The following is a 16,996-nucleotide window of genomic DNA, read 5'->3' as shown; positions in this document are numbered from 1 at the left end:
TACACTGGCTGGGGGTGAGTCTGTATTCCAGCAGCAGCTGTATTCGTGAGGGAGCATTGCGATGGGCTTCGTCAACGTCTCCCTCGGCGGCGTACTCGTCGCGCTTGCCGCACTCGGCGCGGCCGCCGTGACCACCACCGAACTGGTGTCGGTCGATCAGGGCTGGACCATTGCCGAAAAGGCGCAATGGTACGGCCTTTCTCAGGGATCGCGGCTGATTCCGCGCGCCTGGCTGATGGCGCTCGAACAGCACGATGTCGATCGGCCCTTCCTGCAGCCCAGCCATGTTGATTCGTTTCGGTATCTGATCGATCCCACGCCGTTGCCGGTGGGATTTGTCGTCGACGACCAGAGCGACCGGATGTTCTCGGACGTGAGCCGGCTGCGCTGGAAGAAGGGGCAGGGCGAGCGCGAACCTTGGGTTGGCATGAATTGCGCGGCCTGCCACACGGCCGAGCTCACGTTCAAGGGCAAGCGCATGCGCATCGAAGGCGCGCCGGCCCTGGCCGATTTCCAATCGTTCATGCAATCGATGAACGCTGCGCTTGCCACGACCCTGCGCGCCCAGCGCAAATGGGACCGGTTCTCCGGCCAGGTGCTGGCCGGCGCGGACGATGCGGCTAACCGGAGCATGTTGCGCGACGCGGTGGAGTCGATGCTGCGCTGGCAGAATCGCGTCGAGCAGGTCAATCACACCGATCTGCAATATGGTTTTGCGCGCGTCGATGCGTTCGGACATATTTTCAACAAGATCTTGCTGAAGACGGGCGGCGCCGGCCAGCCGGTCAATCCGTCCGATGCCCCCGTCAGCTATCCAATCCTGTGGAACACGTCGCAGCACGATGTGGTGCAGTGGAATGGGATGGCCTCCAATCAACGTATCGGTGCAATCGATATCGGCGCGCTTGGCAGGAACGTCGGCGAGGTCACGGGCGTGTTTGCCGACCTGGCCTTCACGGCTCCGGGTACGGCGACCGCGCGCAACGGCTACCAGAGCAGTGCCCACGTGAAGAACCTGCTCACGCTCGACACCCTGGTGCGCAAACTCAAGCCGCCGGCATGGCCCGATGCGCTGCCGCCGATCGACGCCGGCAAATGGGAAGCCGGCAAGCGTCTCTTCAACCAGGCCAACGGATGCGCGTCCTGCCACCAGGTGCTCGCGCGCGACGATCTGAGCACGCGCTTTGCCGCCACGCTCACGCCCATTTTCGGCGCCAAGCCGCTAGGGACCGATCCGTGGATGGCCTGCAACGCGTACGCATATCAGGCACGCACAGGCGTACTGTACAACACGCGCGAGCGCCTGTTCATTGGCCGGCGTTATGGCCAGATTGAGCAGCTGTCCGATTTGCTGGGGACCACCGTGATCGGCGCCATTTTTAATCGCCGCGACGACGTCATCGATGCCTTCGTCGATCGCCAGGATATGGAGACGATTCTCGTGTCGGCGAGTTTCTTCAACTGGGGAAAGCCGCTGTCGCTGGAAGACGCGGGCGCGGTCCACGACCTGTTCGAGCCGGACAAGGAGAAGCGGCTGCAACGCTGCATGACGTTGAGCGACGATTCGCGCATGGCGTACAAGGGCCGTCCGCTGACGGGAGTGTGGGCAAGCGCGCCGTACTTGCACAATGGATCGGTGCCAACGCTGTACGACTTGCTGCTGCCGCTGGAGCGCCGGCCGTCTTCGTTCCGGCTCGGCTCGCGCGAGTTCGATCCGGTCAAAGTCGGGTTTGTCACCGGCGAAACGGCTGAAAACAGCTTCGTGTTCAGGACGCACGATACGGCTGGCCAGGCGATTGCCGGCAATTCGAACCTGGGTCACGATTACGGCAACGCCGGCTTTACCGACGCACAGCGATGGGCGCTGGTGGAGTACATGAAAGCGGTAGGCGCGCGCAGGGAAGGCAGCAACATTATTCCCTAGCGCCTCCGCCGTCGACCACGCGACAGTGGAGGCGCTTTCGCATTATTTGCGTTGGCTGGCAGTCTTTTCCCGCACTACGCGAAACTCCGAGTCCTGCGACCAGTTCGGCCATGCGCCTGAATCGGCCAGGTCGCGGCCCAGCGCATACAGGATTTCCAGATCGCGCGCCATGCCGGTAAATGGCCACTTCGCGCTCCACTCGTCCGACGCCTGGTGGTAGTCGTTATTGGTGTACGCCTTTTCCGAGGCGTCGCCGGCCGCCACGCCGCCGTCGACCCAGTCACGCCCCGAGCCGTACGAAATGGCCGGCACGCCGCGCTTGGCGAACGGGAAGTGATCGGAGCGGAAAAAGTAACCCGCTTCCGGCTTCGGATCGGGCGCATACGTCAGTTTCCATTGCTGCGCCTTGGTGACGAGCTGATCGAGCAGATCGAGTTTGGCGTTGCCGGAAATGGTGAAGGTGCGCGCCGGTCCGTTCGGGCTCAGGGCATCCATGTTGATCACGCCGGCAGTATCGGCCAGCGGATAGATCGGATTGGCCGCGTAGTATTCGGAACCGAGCAAACCCTTTTCTTCCGCCGTCACCGCCAAAAATACCACGCTGCGTTTGGGCGCCGGCGCTTTGGCAAACGCGCGCGCCAGTTCGAGCATCGCTGCCAGGCCGGTGCCATTGTCGACCGCGCCGTTATAGATCTTGTCGCCTTTGGCGTTTGGCGCGCCGATGCCGAGGTGGTCCCAGTGGCCGCTGTAGATCACTGTCTGTTTCGGCCGCTCGCTGCCTTCGATACGCGCCACGACGTTTTTCGATTTGATGACCTGCGCATCGACGGCATAGCCGGCCGACAAGGTAATGCCGGTCAGTGGCACCGGCTTGAATTCACGCGTTTGCGCCTGCTTCTTGGCCGCCTCGAAATCGAGGCCGGCGCGCTTGAACAGGTCGACGATGACGTCGCGCTGGATCCACGCTTCCATCGGCGCGTGCGATTTGCCCGGCTCCTTGCGGACGATGTCGTACATCACGTTGGTGTTCGAATTCTTCACCGTCGGCCAGCCGTACGATGCCGGGCCGGTTTCGTGCACGATGATGGTGCCGAGCGCTCCGCGGCGCGCCATCTCTTCGTATTTGTAGCCCCAGCGGCCGTAATAGGTCATCGCCTTGCCGCCGAAGTCGCCCTGGCCGGATTCGAAATCGGGGTCATTGATCAGCACGACCGCCAGCTTGCCTTTCAGGTCGGCGCCTTTGAAATCGTCCCAGCGGCGTTCCGGCGCGCTGACGCCATATCCGACAAATACCAGTGGCGCATCCTTGAATTGCACCTGGCGTGCGCCGTTCATCGCCGCGCGCACCGCCATTTGCTCGCCCTGGCTGAACGTTTCGCTCTTCTTGCCGTCCTTGAGCGTCAGCGTGACCGGACCCTTGATTTCGAAACGGCCGAGGGGCACGTCCTGCGTCCAGCCGCGCGCGCCCTTGACGATGTCGCCGCCAGGCTTGAGGCCGGCGGCCTTGAATTGCTCGACCAGGTAGGCGACCGTTTTGGTCTCGCCTGGCGTGTTCGGGGCGCGTCCTTCAAATTCGTCCGACGCCAGCACCTTGACGTGCTGCGACAGGCGTTGCGGATCAAACGTGCTTGCGTTCTGCGCGTGCGCCGCGAAGGCGGCCAGCATCAGGGGCAGCAGGATGGCATTCTTCAATTGGGATCTCCTGTTTTTTATAAGTGAAAACGGCAGTCTGCATTGCACACGCAACTCGACTGCCGTGGATGATACCTGTTACTGCGCCAATATTTCGATACAACCGACCTGACGGTGCCCGCACGCCGATATGGTCGGCATCACAATAATGTTCAAATAATTATCCGGGAAGTAAACCGTCGAATGCTAACTGCGCGACGATAATTTGTTCCCTTGTAGCCACAAAAATGGCGTATCGAAAGGACGTCGGGCGCGCTTTCGCTTTATCATGACGTCAGGCAATATAAATTCTCGACACGCAAGGTGTCATCGCCCGCGCGCGATTTTCGAAGGCCACACCTTGGACAAGCTTGACAACATCGCGCATTGGCGCGGACAGATATTTTCCTCGCTCTTGACGATCGTGCTGGCGCTGGGGACGCTCACGGCGATCCCGAGCATGATCCAGCTGGCCACCGAAGGCCTGTGGCCGGTGGTGGTGATGGACGTGGTCGCGCTGACATGGCTAAGCGCGCTGTGGTGGTTCAAGAAAATTCCCTACACGATCCGGGTGCTGAACTTCCTCGCGATCATCTACGTCATTGGCGTTGGCCTGATGATGACGGTCGGGCCGGTCAGCCAGATCTATCTGTTTTCGGTGCCGTTGCTGGCGGCCACCTTGCTGGGCATGCGCAGCGCGATGCTGTGCCTGGGCGTGAGCGCGCTGACCATTTTCGTGCTCAGCTACGCAGGTCTTGCGAAGATGCACATGGCGGGCATGCCCGAGAACGGCTTGCTGCCGTCGCTGATGATTACCCTGAACTACCTGTTCATTGGCGCCATCATCACCGCATCGTGCTCGATCTTGCTGCAACGGCTCGAGCGTTCGCTTGAGGACTTGCGCATGTTCGCTCGTTCGCTGCAGCGCGGCAAGGACGAGCTGCATACCCTGAACGCCGAACTGCGCCTCACCGCCGCGGCGGTGGCGCGCCTGAACGACATGGTGGTGATTGCCAAGGTCGTCAAGGGAGGCGGCGCCGAGCAGCCGATCATCTTCGTCAACGAGGCCTTCGAACGGCGCACCGGTTACCAGCGTGCCGAAGTAATCGGCAACAGCTGGCGTATGCTGCGCGGCGCCGACACCGACCCGGCCGTCATCGAGCGCATCGGCGCCGCGGTGGCGCGCACCGAGCCCGTCACCGCCGAGCTGATGTATTACACCAAGTCCGGCGCGCCATACTGGGTCGAGATGGAACTGGTGCCGTTCGCCGACGAAGGCGGCAACAACACCCACTGGGTGGCCGTCGGGCGCGACATCACCGAGCGCAAGAAGTCCGAAGGGCACATCCACCGGCTGGCGTTCTTCGACGTGCTGACCGGCTTGCCGAACCGGCGCCTGCTGATGGAGCGGCTCGACCAGCTGCTGGCCAGCGCGCAGGCCGGCGCCGGCTTCGGCGCGGTGATGTTCATCGACCTCGATCATTTCAAGTACATCAACGACGCGCGCGGCCACGCGGTCGGCGACGCGCTGCTGCGCAATGCCGCCGAGCGCCTGTCGCGGCTGGTGCGCAAGGGCGACACGGTGGCGCGCATCGGCGGCGACGAATTCGTCGTGCTGCTCGCGCACCTGGGCCACGACAAGGCAGGCGCCAGCGAATCGGCGCTGGTGGTGGCCGAAAAGATCCGCCACGCGATCACCGAATGCTTCCAGATCGACGGCCAGTCCTACAATTCGTCGGCCAGCATCGGCGTCACCTTGCTGCCGAAGGCCGGCCAGACGGTGCACGACCTGCTGCGCGAAGCCGACACCGCGATGTACCGCGCCAAGGCGGAAGGGCGCAACGGCTTCGTGTTCTTCGAAGCGACCATGCAGGCCGAGGTGGAGCGGCGCCTGACGATGGAGCGCGACCTGGCCGACGCGTTTGACAATGGCGAACTGGCGATGCACCTGCAGTTGCAGGTCGACAGCCGCGGCGTGCCGGTCGGCGCCGAGTTGCTGATGCGCTGGCGCACCGCCGACGGCGCCATCGTCTCGCCCGACCTGTTCATCCCGGTCGCCGAAGAATCCGGCCTGATCGTGCCGCTGGGGCAGTGGGCGATGCGCCAGGCTTGCCACTGCTGGCAGAAGCTGTCGCGCGCCGGCCACGCGCTGCCGCTGTCGGTCAACGTCAGCCCGTCGCAATTTCGCCAGCCCGATTTCGTCGCCCAGGTGCGCGAGATCCTGGCCGACACCGGCACGCCCGCCGACCAGTTGATCTTCGAAGTGACCGAAGGGTTGCTGATCGAAAAGCTCGACGAGACGATCGCCCGCATGCACGAGCTGGCCGCCCTCGGCATCCGCTTGTCGATCGACGATTTCGGCACCGGCTATTCGAGCCTGTCGTATCTGAAGCGCATGCCGCTGTACGAGCTGAAGATCGACCGCAGCTTCATTCGCGACACGCCGGGCGACGCCAACGGCACCGCGATCGTGCAATCGATCATCGCCATGGCCGGCCACCTCGGCCTGCGCGTGGTGGCCGAGGGCGTCGAGACGCGCGCCCAGGCCGAGTTCCTCGCCGCCAACGGCGCGCCCGGCATGCAGGGTTACCTGTTTGCCCGGCCGATGCCGCTGCCGAACCTGATCGCGCTGCTGCACGCCTATCCGGCCACGCTGGCGCTGCAGGACTTGCAGGATCTGCGTCCCGTCCTCGAACCGGTCTAACCCCCGGGGTCAGTGCCGGCAATCGTACACGGCCCCATCCGCACCCCCGGGGTCAGTGCCGGCAATCGTACACGGCCCCATCCGCGACCGCAGCAAACAATTCTGCAGTACAATATTTCCGCTAATACCATAAGCCGAAAGCAAGTAATGTCCATGTATCTGCGCCAGGCGGCCGCTTTGCTCCGTTCCCTGTTCCATGTGGCAGATCCCGAACCGGTCGACTATCCCTTCACCGCCAGCGACATCGGCCAGCTGCAGCGCATTGGCGCCGATCCGGCCAAGGCCGCGGTCGATCAGCCGACCTGGCAAGGCCTGCTGCTCGATCCATACTTTGCGATGGTCGCCGGCGAGGTCAGCATCTTCGGCAAGCAGGTGTTGCACCAGCGCCTGTGCGACGGCCTGGACGACGCGCCGCGCGCCGCGCTGACCGCACGCCTGCGTTTGCTCACCAGCGACCCTGTGCAGCTCGACGCCCTGCGGCGCGCCGTTTCGCCACTGCGCGCGGCCGACACCGACATCGCCACGTTGCTGTTCGAAGACACCTTGCCGCCGATACCGGCATGGTCCGGCAGCTTGTGGCTGCTGTTCGCCGGCCTGGTGGCGTCGATTGCCGCGGTGGCGCTGTCGCCGGCGGCATGGCTCGGCGCGGGATTGTTTCTGTACCAGCTGATGGCAATCCAGGTTCGCTACTACCAGCGCGTCAGCGCCTGGGAGCGCGCGATGCACGCGGTGCAAATGATGCTGCGCGCCACCAGCCTGCTGGGCGCGTTGCCGCATCCGCTGCTGCGCGACTTCGCCGGCGCCGCGCCGCACGCGGGCAAGGTCAACCGCAGCCTGGCACGTTCGCTGGGCGTAAGCCTGGTTCCCGGCATGCAGGCCTACCTCGACTGGTTCGTGCTGGCCAACGTCAGCCATTACTTCAAGGGCATCGCGATCGTCGGCGCCCAGCGCGCATTCCTGCGCGACTGTTACACGCGCTGCGCCAATCTGGAGGCCGACGTCGCGCTGGCGCGCCACCTGCTGGCCACGCCGGTGACGTGCTGGGCCGAGCGCGGCCGCGACGACGCCATCGTGCTCGATCGGGCAGTGCATCCGCTGCTGCAGGCGCCGGCCGCGCTGTCGATCGCGCTGCAGGGCAAGGGCGCCTTTATCTCGGGCCAGAACGGCATCGGCAAGAGCACGCTGCTGCGCACCATCGGGCTGAACCTGCTGGTGGCACGCGCGTTCGGGTTCTGCTATGCCGGCCGGGCAAGCGTGCCGATGCTGCCGGTGTATGCCAGCATGCAGAGCGAGGATTCGCTGCTCGGCGGTGAGAGCCTGTATATCGCCGAACTGCAGCGCGCCAGGCAGTTGCTGGCGGTCGCTTCCCGTTCACGCGCGGCAACGTATATCATCGACGAGATCTTCCGCGGCACCAACCACCTGGAGTCGGTGTCGGCCGCCGCCGCCTTGCTTGACGTGTTGGCCGCCAGCAGCCTGGTGCTCGTCTCGTCGCACAACCTGGTGCTGGCGTCGCTGCTGGAACATCGCCTGGCGCCGTTCTGCGTGACGCTGGACAGCGACGGCGTGCTGCAGCTGGCGCCCGGCCTGCTGGCGCACACCAACGGCATCGCCTTGCTAGCCGAGCGCGGCTTTGGCGCCGAGGTGGAAACCGGCGCCGCCAAGGTGTTCGACTGGCTGAGCGCTTACCTGGCCGAACCGGTCGGCGGCAGCGAAGTACTGACTTGAACTTGATGATGGGAACACGATCTTGATAAACGATTCCAAGGCGCCGAAGATGGGGCGCTTCCCGACCATGGGCACGTCGCTGCGGGCCGAAACACTTGCTGTGTTGCTCGCGTCAAACGACATGACCGGCGTCGAAAGCCTGTTCGAGCACCGCAAGATTGCGCTCAACACGGTGATGCGGGCGTTGATGCGCAAGTATGGCTGGCCGATCGAGCGCCACGATTTTCCCACCAATACGGCCGACGGCCGGGCAGCGTGGGCGTCGGTGTACAGCCTGCCGCAGGAAGTGATCGACGCCGCGCTCGATGCCGGCGGGCGCGACTGGATCGAGGGCGTGCGCGCGGCGCGGGTCGGGCGCGCCAAACGCCCGCTGAGGCGGCCATGAGCGCCAAGGTCAGGATCGCCGCGCCGGCCGAGCTCGAATCGATCAACCAGCGTTATCGCGACATCGCGTTTCGCCTGTCCGAGGCCGTCGACGTGCAGATCATCGCCGAGGTCGACGGCGCCCCGGCCGGGCTCGGGCGCATCACGCCGATCGCGCCGCGCATCGGCGAATTGGGCGGAATCGTCGTGTTGCCGGAATTTCGCGGCGGCGGCATTGCACGCCAGATCATCGTAGCGTTGCTGGCAACGACGGACTACGATTTCCTCTACTGCCTGCCGTTCGGCAATCTGGAGGGCCTGTACGCGTCGTTCGGTTTTCGCCGCATGGAAGACGGCGCCGCGCTGCCGGCCAAGGTGGCCGACAAGCTGTGCTGGTGCCGCCAGTCGTACGACGCGCCGGTGTTGCTGATGGGGCTGCAGCTGGGCGAGGTCAGGCCGTCACGCTGAACAATACTTGCTCGGTGGTGGCGATGCTGGCGTACTCGCCGTCGAGGTTGGACAGCGCCATCGCGTGCACGTCGTCCGCTGTGCGCGCCACGCCTGCATAGTCGACCTTGCCGAAGGCGAACGTGGCGTCGGCCACCACGGTGGTCTCAAAGCCGAGGTTGCCGGCCGAGCGCGCGGTCGACTCGACCGAGTTGTTGGTGCTGACGCCGACGATGACGAGCTGGTCGATGCCGCGCACGCGCAGCCAGCGCTCCAGCCCGGTGTTAATGAATGCATCGGTGACATTCTTTTCGACCACGTGGGCGGACGGCGACGGCGCCAGCGCGTCCTGAAATTCGGCGCCCGGCTGGCCCGGCCAGAATAGTGAACCAGGCTGGCGCGAGATGTGGCACACATGTACCACCGTCGCGCCGCGCGCCCGCCAGTGCTGCAGCAAGGTCGCAATGTTGCGCTCGGCTTGCGGGTTGTTGCGGACGCCGGCCGCGGGGCTGGCCATGCCTTTCTGCATGTCGATGATGAGCAGGGCGGGGATCTGGGTCGGCATCGCTTACAGCCTCTTGTACATGATGGTGGTGGAATCGAGGCGGCCGGCATCGGCCGTGTCGCGGCAAAAATCGGGAATCACGCCGACCGTCTGGTAGCCAAGCCCGGCGTACAGCGGCTCGGCCTTGTCGCCGCTGCGGGTGTCGAGCGTGAGCAGGGTGCGCCCGAGCGCCGGCGCGCGGCGCTCCAGTTCGGCCATCAGACTTTGCGCGATGCCCTGGCGGCGCAGGTCCGGGTGGACCAGCAACTTGCGCACTTCGGCGCGGTGCGGCTGGTTCGGCGGCGTGTCGTAGTCGAGCTGGACCGAACCGGCGATCCGGTCCCCGCGGCGCGCGACCAGCAGCAGGCGCGTGCCGGCCTCGACGTTGGGACGCACGCTGCCGGTCCAGAACGCTTCGCTGTCCGCCGCCGAGTACGGCAGCACGAAGCCGACGCTGGCGCCGGCGTGGACACAGGCATGCAGCAAGGCGCCGAGGCCGTCGACGTCGCGCTCGAGGTCGCGCGCGGAAAACGCGGTGATGGTGATGTCGAAGGTCATGCGTGTGCTTTCACAAGTTATGCTGTGATTGAAAATATTTCATTTCAGCAAACCCGTCAACTGTTCGATTTAGCGTAACTGAACATCAGCGCGCCGGACTGGCATTGACGTGCGCCCAGCTTGCCTGCTCGCTTTACGGTGGAGAACACGATATGCTGATGGCTCGACCATACGCCCGGCTCCTGCTGTGCCATTACCGCATGAGTCCTGCCACCGCACATCCCCGCGCCGCTCCATCTGACCTCGTCAACCGGAGGTTGGCGACCGGCCTGTTGTTATCCATTGTCGTGCACGGCTCGCTGCTGTTGGTGCAGTTCGGCGTCCCTGGCGTTGGGGTGCCGGCGCCGTCCGCTCCACAGCCGATCAGCGTCAGGCTCACGCCGGCCGAGCCGGCATTGCCGCCCGTTGCCGCGCCGTCGCTCGAAGCGCTGGCGCCGTTGCCGCTGCCGCCGTTGCCGGCGCCGCCGGCCGGCATGCGCATCGTCGCGCCGGCGAGCGAGGCGCCGAAGGCGCCGGTAGCGCAAGCGATCAAGCCCAAGCGCAGCAAGCCGCGCCGCATCAGCCGGCCGCTGCCGCCGCGCGACCTGGTCGAAACACCCACCCGGGTGATTGCGCAAGACAACAAGCTGAGCGACTTCGCGCTGCCGATGGCGCAGCCCGAAGAAGCACAGCAGCAGACCACCGACCCCAAAGCGGCGCAGGACGGCACCGACGACGGCGTCGACAAGCAGGCGGCACTGCTGGCAGAGGCGGCGCGCAAGGAAGACGAGGAGCGGGTGGCAATGCTGGCGGCCGACGCGAAGGCGGAGCAGGAGCGGGGGCTGGCGCGCCAAGCCGAGGAACTGAAGCTGGAACAACAGCGGCGCGCCGACGAGCTTGCCGCGCGCCGGCAGGCCGACGAACGCTCCGCGCAGGAGCAGCTGCGCAGGCAGCAGGCCGATCAACTGGCGGCAAGGCAGCAGGCCGATGAGCTGGCGCTGAGGCAACGTGCACAGGAACAGGCCGCGCTTCAGCAGGCGGAGGTGGCCCGGCAGCGGACCGAGGAGCTGGCGCGGCAGAAGGTTGCCTCGCTGCAGCAGGCCGAGGAATTGGCGCGCCGCCAGGCCGAGCAGGCGGCTCGGCAGCAAGCCGAGCAGGCCGCCCGGAAGTTGGCCGAGCAGGCCGCCAGGCAGCAGGCCGAGCAGGCCGCCAGGCAGCAGGCCGAGCAGGTCGCCAGGCAGTTGGCGGACGAGGCGGCAAGGCGGCAGGCGGAACAGCTGGCCCGCCAGCAAGCCGAACAGGCGGCGGCAGCCGGCGAGCGCGCGCGCGCGTTGGCGGCGGCGCAGCCCGGCGCCGGCGCTACGGGCGCCGGCCCGGGCGGCGCAGGAGCGGGCGGCAGCGGCAGCACCGCGCCGAAAAACCTGCTTGGCAGCGACATCGGCAATCGGGTGCGCGAACTGACCCGCGGCATCGATCTGTTAAAAGGGGCGCCGCCGCGCGTGCGCGACGACGCCGAGCGCGGCGCTCGCCGCCTCGTCTCCGGCGGCGCCGAGCAGGACGTCCCGGTGCGCATGTACGTCGACAGCTTCCGCCAGAAGGTCGAACGCAACGGCGGCCTGGCGTTCGCCCCGCGCGCGGCCGACGCGGTGCGCATCGAGCCGCTGGTGAGCGTGGCGCTGCGCAGCGACGGCAGCGTCGAGGAGGTCACCATCGTCCGTTCGAGCGGCCACGCCGACACCGACAACGCGGTGCGCCGCATCATCGGCCTCAACGCGCGTTACTCGGCGTTCCCGCCGAACATCGCCAACCGCTACGACGTCATCGAAATTCGCCGCATCTGGAGCTTTGCCGAATCGCTCCGTTTGCTCGAAGAATTGCGCTAGCGTGCCGGGCTCCCGGGCCCGACCATAGATTCATGCATGAGTTCGCGCCGTTCGCGACGCCCCTGTCGCCGCGTGCTTCAGTTCAGCAGGCATTTTGATGTGCAGCAAGGTCTGCCGTGTGACAGGCCTTACTCTGGCCCTGAAGGCCATTCGCTGGCGTGCTTCACATGGACAAAAAATCATGAAATCTCATATCGAAACAACAATTTCGCGTGCCACCGGCCGGGCGCTGGCGTGCCTGCTGGCGCTGGCGCTGGCCGGCTGCGGCTATTTCAGCAACCGCCAAAGCAACCCGGTCGCGAACGGGCCGGCGGGCGAGGCGCCGCGCACCGAACTGATCACGCCGCAACTGATCGCGGCCGAGCAGATCAAGCGCGAGTCGGCCGTGCGCCAGGACTTGTCGAAGCTGGTCGAACCGAACCCGCCTTCCTACACCATCGGGCGCGGCGACATCCTGTCGATCGTTGTCTGGGACCATCCCGAACTCGGCGGTACGGTGGTCACGCCGGCCTCCGGCGCGGCCGAACTGAGCAATAACGGCGTGCCGCCGCCCGGTTTCGTCGTCGATTCCGAAGGGCGCATCCAGTTCCCGTTCGCCGGCTCGCTCAAGCTCGAAGGGCTGACCGAGGACAAGGCGCGCGACCTGCTGGCAGGCAAGCTGGCGCGCTACATCGCCCAGCCCAACGTGACCTTGCGCGTGCAGGCTTACCGCAGCAAGCGCGTCTACATCGACGGCGAGGTCAAGTCGCCGGGCCTGCAGGCCATCAACGATATCCCGATGACGCTGATGGAAGCGCTGAACCGCGCCGGCGGCCTGCTGCCCACTGCCGACCAGAGCCGCCTGGTGCTCGAGCGCGGCGACCAGCGCTATCGGATCGACCTGCGCGAACTGGTACAAAAAGGCATCAATCCCGGCAACGTCATGCTCGTGCCTGGCGACGTGGTGCGCATCCATTCGCGCGACGAGAGCAAGGTGTTCGTCTCCGGCGAGGTGGTCACGCCGCGCGCCCTGACGATGCACAACGGCCGCCTGACGCTCAATGAAGCGCTGGGCGAATCGGGCGGCGTCAGCCCGCTGTCGGGCGATGCGCGCCAGGTGTATGTGGTGCGCAAGACGAACGAGGGCACGCGCGTCTACCAGCTCGACGCGCGCGTCACCGGCGCCATGGCGATGGCCGAAGGATTCGAACTGCATCCGAAAGACGTTGTGTATGTCGCGGCCTCGCCGTTGGCCAACTGGCACCGCAACCTCAGCCTGCTGATTCCCGGCGCCCTTACTTCCGCAGTCGGGGTCAGCAAACCCTGAGCACTTCCTAGGATCGAATATGGACACTCCCAGCGAACAGCATCCGGTTTCCAACGTTCTGCATCACCAGGTGCCGGCACTCAATATGCAGTGGGATCCGCGCGCGCCGGATATTTCCGGCGATGACGCCCCGGTCGACCTGAAGTCCCATTTCCAGACAATCTGGGAAAGCCGGGCGCTGGTGGGGGCGGTCACCGCGGTGGTGATGCTTCTGGCGTTGCTGTACGTGCTGATCGTCAAGCCGGTGTACGAGGCGAACCTGATGATCCACGTCGAGGAGGAAAGTCCGAACGCGTCGAAAAACATCCTCAGCGAAGCGTCCTCGCTGTTCGAAACGAAAAAGGCCGCGATCGCCGAAATGGAGCTGCTGCGCTCGCGCATGGTCATTTCGCGCGCGGTCGACAACCTGCAGCTGTATGTCGAGGCGCAGCCGAAATACTTCCCGGTCGGCGGCTTCTGGATCGCCAACCAGGCCAAGGGCGAGCTCGCCGAGCCCGGCATTTTCGGCTGGGGCGGTTACGTGTGGGGCGGCGAAAAGATCGAGGTGGCCGCCTTCAACGTGCCCGACACCCTGCTCAACCGCGAGTTCGTGGTCACCGCGCTGGCCGAGGGGCGCTACCGTTTCGGCGGCGGCGCCGGCGCGCCGGCGTTCGAAGGCGCGATCGGCAAGCGCTACCTGGTGAGCACTGCCGACGGCAACGTCGAGCTGAAGGTCGAGCGCATGAGCGCGCGCGCCGGCGCCCAGTTCAAGGTGCGCCGCATGTCGCGCCTGGGCACCATCCAGCGCATCCAGAACGCGATGGTCATCAGCGAGCAGGGCAAGCAGTCGGGCGTCATCGAAGTCAAGCTGCAGGGCGAAAGCGCCAAGCGCATCAATCAGTTGCTGAGTGAAATTGGCCGCGAATACATGCGCCAGAACCTGGCGCGCAAGACGGAGGAAGCGGAAAAATCGCTGGCTTTCCTGAACCAGCAGTTGCCGATCCTGAAGCGCCAGCTGGAACAGTCGGAAGACCGCTACAACCAGTTCCGCAACGCCCACGGCACCATCGACCTGCGCGAGGAAGCCCGCATGAGCCTGCAACAGGCGGCCGCCGCGCGCACCCGCCGGCTCGACCTGATCCAGAAAAAGACCGAGCTGCTGTCGCGCTTTACCGAGCACCACCCGATCGTCCAGGGCGTCAACGGCCAGCGCCGCGAGGTCGACGCCGAGATCGACGATGTCGCCCGCCGCATCCGCACCTTGCCGGTGCTGGAACAGGACGAGACGCGCCTGACGCGCGAGATCAAGGTCAACACCGACCTGTATACGGCGCTGTCGAACACGGCGCAGCAGCTGCGCCTCATTTCCGTCGGCCGGGTCAGCAATGTGCGCATGATCGACGCGCCGATGCCGCCGGAAAAGGCGCTGAAGCCGAACCGGCCGCTGATCATGGTGTTGGCAACCGTGATGGGCCTGTTCCTCGGCAGCGTCATCGCCGTCACCCGCAAGGCGATGAAAGGTGGCATTGACGATCCGCAAAAGATCGAGCGCCTGCTGCGCGCGCGGGTGGTGTACGCCACCATCCCGCACAGCGCCAACCAGGAAAAGCTGATGAAGAAAGTGCGCGGCGAAGGCGCGATGCTGCCGCTGCTGGCGCACTCGATGCCGGAAGACATCGCCATCGAGAGCCTGCGCAGCTTCCGCGCCGCGCTGCAGTTCTCGATGCCGCACTTCAAGAACAACATTGTCATGCTGGCCGGGCCTACCCGCAACCTCGGCAAATCGTTCGTCGCCGCCAACTTCGCCGCCGTCATGGCAGCGAGCGGCAAGCGCGTGCTGCTGATCGACTGCGACTTGCGCACCGGCCAGTTGCACCGCTATTTCGGCGTCAGCCGCGACCAGGGACTGTCGAAGGCGATCACCGGTTCCTTGCCGGTCGAGCAGGTAATTCACCGCGGCGTGATGGAAAACCTCGACTTCATCCCGACCGGCCCGCTGCCGCCGAACCGCTCCGAATTCCTGCTGCACCTCAATTTTGGCGGATTGCTCGAGACGGTCAGCGCCAACTACGACCTGGTGCTGCTCGATCCGCCGCCGATCCTGGCGGTGGCCGACGCGCTGATCATCGGCGCGCACGCCGGTGCCGTCTTCATCGTCACCCGCGCCGGCATCACCACCGAAGCGGAGATCAACGAGTCGATCAAGCACCTCAACCACGCCGGCATCGCGCCGCAGGGCGTGCTGTTCAACGACATGGCGCTGCGCTTGGGCGGGCGCCGTGACTACAGCGACGACGCCGCCGCCCAGCTCGGATATTCGGCCTAGTCCCGCACGCGCCGCCGCCGCTTCCCGAGCGGCGGCTTTTTTTCGCCTCGGCCGAGTCTGCACCGCGTTTCGACGCCGGGAAATCAGACAAGCGGCTATCTCAACCCGTCTTCGGACGGCGTTTCGACACGCTGCACTACGGCCGTTTCCCCGGTGATGAAATCCGCATCGCTTGCGCACACCGCGCACGGGAAACTGGGTCTGCCCCCTTTTTTGGAACGGTCGTCAACGGCGGGCTGCGGCGCTAACGAATTGGAATTGGAAACTGGGTCTGACTCCGGTCTTGGAACGTTCCAAAACCGGGGTCAGACCCAGTTGCCGACGTCCTTTGCGACGTCGGATTGTTTGAGCGGAAGACGCTTGCCCGATCAACGGTCTGCTGGCGCTGCGCGGCCGGCCGGCAATGGCGTGCCGGCTCCCGCAAGCCTGTCCTTGACCAGCCGGCGGATCCGGTAAGTCTGCGATTCGAACATTCGGTAGGACAGGTAGGAACCCACTATCAGCATGGCCAGCATGCCGAAATAGATGGCGTAGTGCATCGGCTCGGCGGGCGACAGCTGGCGCAGCCCGAAACGGTTCGCCATCGAGTGCTGCATCAGCTCGATCAGCGGCACGTGCAGCACGTACAAGGTGAACGAGAACTCGGCGAAGAACTTGCCGATGCGGGCCAGCGGGCGCTGCCACTTCGACGCCGGCGCCGCCTTGAACTGCAGGCTCGACAGAAAGACCAGGAACAGCAGGCTGCACACCAGGTCTTGCACATATGTTTCGGGGCTGATGTCATCGTTGATGCCGGTGAGGCGGTAATACACCGACACTGCCAGCAGCAGCACCAGCCAGCCGCAGCGCGCGACCAGACTGGCGTCGATGCGGATGCGCGAGAACGCCACACCGAGCAGCCAGATGGAAAAATACAGCACGATGTCGTAGGGAAGGAAGGCGGCCAGCGCGACCAGGCCAACGGCGCACGCGGTTCGGGCCGCGACCCGGCGCGCCGTAAACATCAGCACTAGCAGCGGAAACATCACGTAGTACCAGGTTTCGTTCGCCAGGCTCCAGAGCGGGAAGTTGCCGCCGAATTCGGTCACCGCAACGCCGCCTTGCATGCCAAACATGTTGCCGGCGAAGACGGCGGCGGAAAATTCGTTGGCAGAGGACAGATCGATGCGGCCCGGCGCGGTCTCGCCGGTGCTGAGGCTAAACAGCAGGGTCAGCAAAAAGGTGGGAATCAGCACTGTCCACAGGCGCGTAATGCGGTCGATCGCATAGTTTGCGATGGCGTCGGGCTGGCCCACCCTGGTGAGCAGGCTGCCGCCGACCAGCCAGCCGCTGATGACGAAAAACAGCAGCACCGACTGGTGCCCGAAGCCGGTGAAGAACGCCAGTCCCTGGTACGCCAGCGTTGGATCCTGCATCGTGCGCAGGCCCGGATACATCGCCGCGCGCAAATGGGCGGCGGCGACCTCGAACGCGGCCAGGCCACGCAACAGGGAAATTACGACGGAGTGCCAGCTGTCTTCGCCGAGCTGGCTGTGCTGCTGAAATGCCAGGCTAGGCATGAATCTGTTGCGCATGATGAAGTCC

General features: G+C 65.3%; 12 protein-coding genes. 8 read left to right on the top strand and 4 right to left on the bottom strand.

Features of this window, described 5'->3' with window-relative positions; genetic code table 11:
* Positions 1–61: 61 nt before the first annotated feature.
* Complete coding sequence (locus CR105_RS20000; protein WP_099791444.1) at positions 62–1,924, top strand: di-heme-cytochrome C peroxidase; 1,863 nt, start codon at positions 62–64, stop codon at positions 1,922–1,924.
* A 42-nt stretch (positions 1,925–1,966) separates the two neighbouring features.
* Here the strand turns inward: CR105_RS20000 and CR105_RS19995 are convergent, their stop codons facing one another.
* Entirely contained in the window at positions 1,967–3,616 is a 1,650-nt protein-coding gene (locus CR105_RS19995; protein ID WP_099791442.1) for a M28 family metallopeptidase, read from the bottom strand.
* A 340-nt stretch (positions 3,617–3,956) separates the two neighbouring features.
* On the opposite strand from CR105_RS19995, the gene CR105_RS19990 reads away from it, so the two are divergent.
* From CR105_RS19990 to CR105_RS19975, 4 genes are all read left to right on the top strand, one after another.
* Entirely contained in the window at positions 3,957–6,299 is a 2,343-nt protein-coding gene (locus CR105_RS19990; RefSeq protein WP_099791440.1) for a putative bifunctional diguanylate cyclase/phosphodiesterase, read from the top strand.
* Between the two features lie 147 nt (positions 6,300–6,446).
* The gene (locus CR105_RS19985; RefSeq protein WP_229414034.1) at positions 6,447–8,027 is read left to right on the top strand and encodes a MutS-related protein; all 1,581 of its coding nucleotides are present in this window, start codon (positions 6,447–6,449) and stop codon (positions 8,025–8,027) included.
* A gap of 22 nt (positions 8,028–8,049) precedes the next feature.
* Positions 8,050–8,412 carry a hypothetical protein gene (locus CR105_RS19980; RefSeq protein ID WP_229414033.1) on the top strand — a complete coding sequence of 121 codons (363 nt, stop codon included), beginning with the start codon at positions 8,050–8,052 and terminating at the stop codon, positions 8,410–8,412.
* Entirely contained in the window at positions 8,409–8,858 is a 450-nt protein-coding gene (locus CR105_RS19975; protein WP_099791438.1) for a GNAT family N-acetyltransferase, read from the top strand. Before CR105_RS19980 ends, CR105_RS19975 begins: the two co-directional genes overlap by 4 nt.
* Here CR105_RS19975 and CR105_RS19970 read toward each other — a convergent pair.
* Positions 8,842–9,402, bottom strand: a complete 561-nt coding sequence (locus CR105_RS19970; RefSeq protein WP_099791436.1) for a cysteine hydrolase family protein — start codon at positions 9,400–9,402, stop codon at positions 8,842–8,844. The genes CR105_RS19975 and CR105_RS19970 overlap by 17 nt on opposite strands.
* 3 nt (positions 9,403–9,405) lie before the next feature.
* The gene (locus tag CR105_RS19965; protein WP_099791434.1) at positions 9,406–9,939 is read right to left on the bottom strand and encodes a GNAT family N-acetyltransferase; all 534 of its coding nucleotides are present in this window, start codon (positions 9,937–9,939) and stop codon (positions 9,406–9,408) included.
* Positions 9,940–10,097: 158 nt separating this feature from the next.
* On the opposite strand from CR105_RS19965, the gene CR105_RS19960 reads away from it, so the two are divergent.
* The 3 genes from CR105_RS19960 (at position 10,098) to CR105_RS19950 (ending at position 15,412) form a co-directional block, all read left to right on the top strand.
* Entirely contained in the window at positions 10,098–11,801 is a 1,704-nt protein-coding gene (locus tag CR105_RS19960) for a TonB C-terminal domain-containing protein (RefSeq protein ID WP_143752794.1), read from the top strand.
* Positions 11,802–11,982: 181 nt separating this feature from the next.
* A complete protein-coding gene (locus tag CR105_RS19955) occupies positions 11,983–13,107 on the top strand; it encodes a polysaccharide biosynthesis/export family protein (protein ID WP_099791430.1) in 1,125 nt (374 codons plus the stop codon).
* A 19-nt stretch (positions 13,108–13,126) separates the two neighbouring features.
* Positions 13,127–15,412: a polysaccharide biosynthesis tyrosine autokinase gene (locus CR105_RS19950; RefSeq protein WP_099791428.1), complete on the top strand. Its 2,286-nt coding sequence runs from the start codon at positions 13,127–13,129 to the stop codon at positions 15,410–15,412.
* A 368-nt stretch (positions 15,413–15,780) separates the two neighbouring features.
* Here the strand turns inward: CR105_RS19950 and CR105_RS19945 are convergent, their stop codons facing one another.
* The gene (locus CR105_RS19945; RefSeq protein ID WP_099791426.1) at positions 15,781–16,986 is read right to left on the bottom strand and encodes an acyltransferase family protein; all 1,206 of its coding nucleotides are present in this window, start codon (positions 16,984–16,986) and stop codon (positions 15,781–15,783) included.
* Between the last annotated feature and the right edge of the window lie 10 nt (positions 16,987–16,996).

Origin of the sequence: Massilia eurypsychrophila, from assembly GCF_002760655.1 — a bacterium.
Taxonomy (GTDB): Bacteria; Pseudomonadota; Gammaproteobacteria; order Burkholderiales; family Burkholderiaceae_D; genus JAFCUW01.
The sequence above is the reverse complement of the archived record's forward strand: the minus strand, read 5'-3'. Positions and strand labels throughout refer to the sequence as shown.

Coding starts and splice junctions, on each gene's coding strand:
- CR105_RS19955 (WP_099791430.1), top strand. CDS start 11,983: ATGAAATCTCATATCGAAACAACAATTTCGCGTGCCACCGGCCGGGCG.
- CR105_RS19965 (WP_099791434.1), bottom strand. CDS start 9,939: ATGACCTTCGACATCACCATCACCGCGTTTTCCGCGCGCGACCTCGAG.
- CR105_RS19985 (WP_229414034.1), top strand. CDS start 6,447: ATGTCCATGTATCTGCGCCAGGCGGCCGCTTTGCTCCGTTCCCTGTTC.
- CR105_RS19945 (WP_099791426.1), bottom strand. CDS start 16,986: ATGCGCAACAGATTCATGCCTAGCCTGGCATTTCAGCAGCACAGCCAG.
- CR105_RS19950 (WP_099791428.1), top strand. CDS start 13,127: ATGGACACTCCCAGCGAACAGCATCCGGTTTCCAACGTTCTGCATCAC.
- CR105_RS20000 (WP_099791444.1), top strand. CDS start 62: ATGGGCTTCGTCAACGTCTCCCTCGGCGGCGTACTCGTCGCGCTTGCC.
- CR105_RS19975 (WP_099791438.1), top strand. CDS start 8,409: ATGAGCGCCAAGGTCAGGATCGCCGCGCCGGCCGAGCTCGAATCGATC.
- CR105_RS19960 (WP_143752794.1), top strand. CDS start 10,098: ATGGCTCGACCATACGCCCGGCTCCTGCTGTGCCATTACCGCATGAGT.
- CR105_RS19970 (WP_099791436.1), bottom strand. CDS start 9,402: ATGCCGACCCAGATCCCCGCCCTGCTCATCATCGACATGCAGAAAGGC.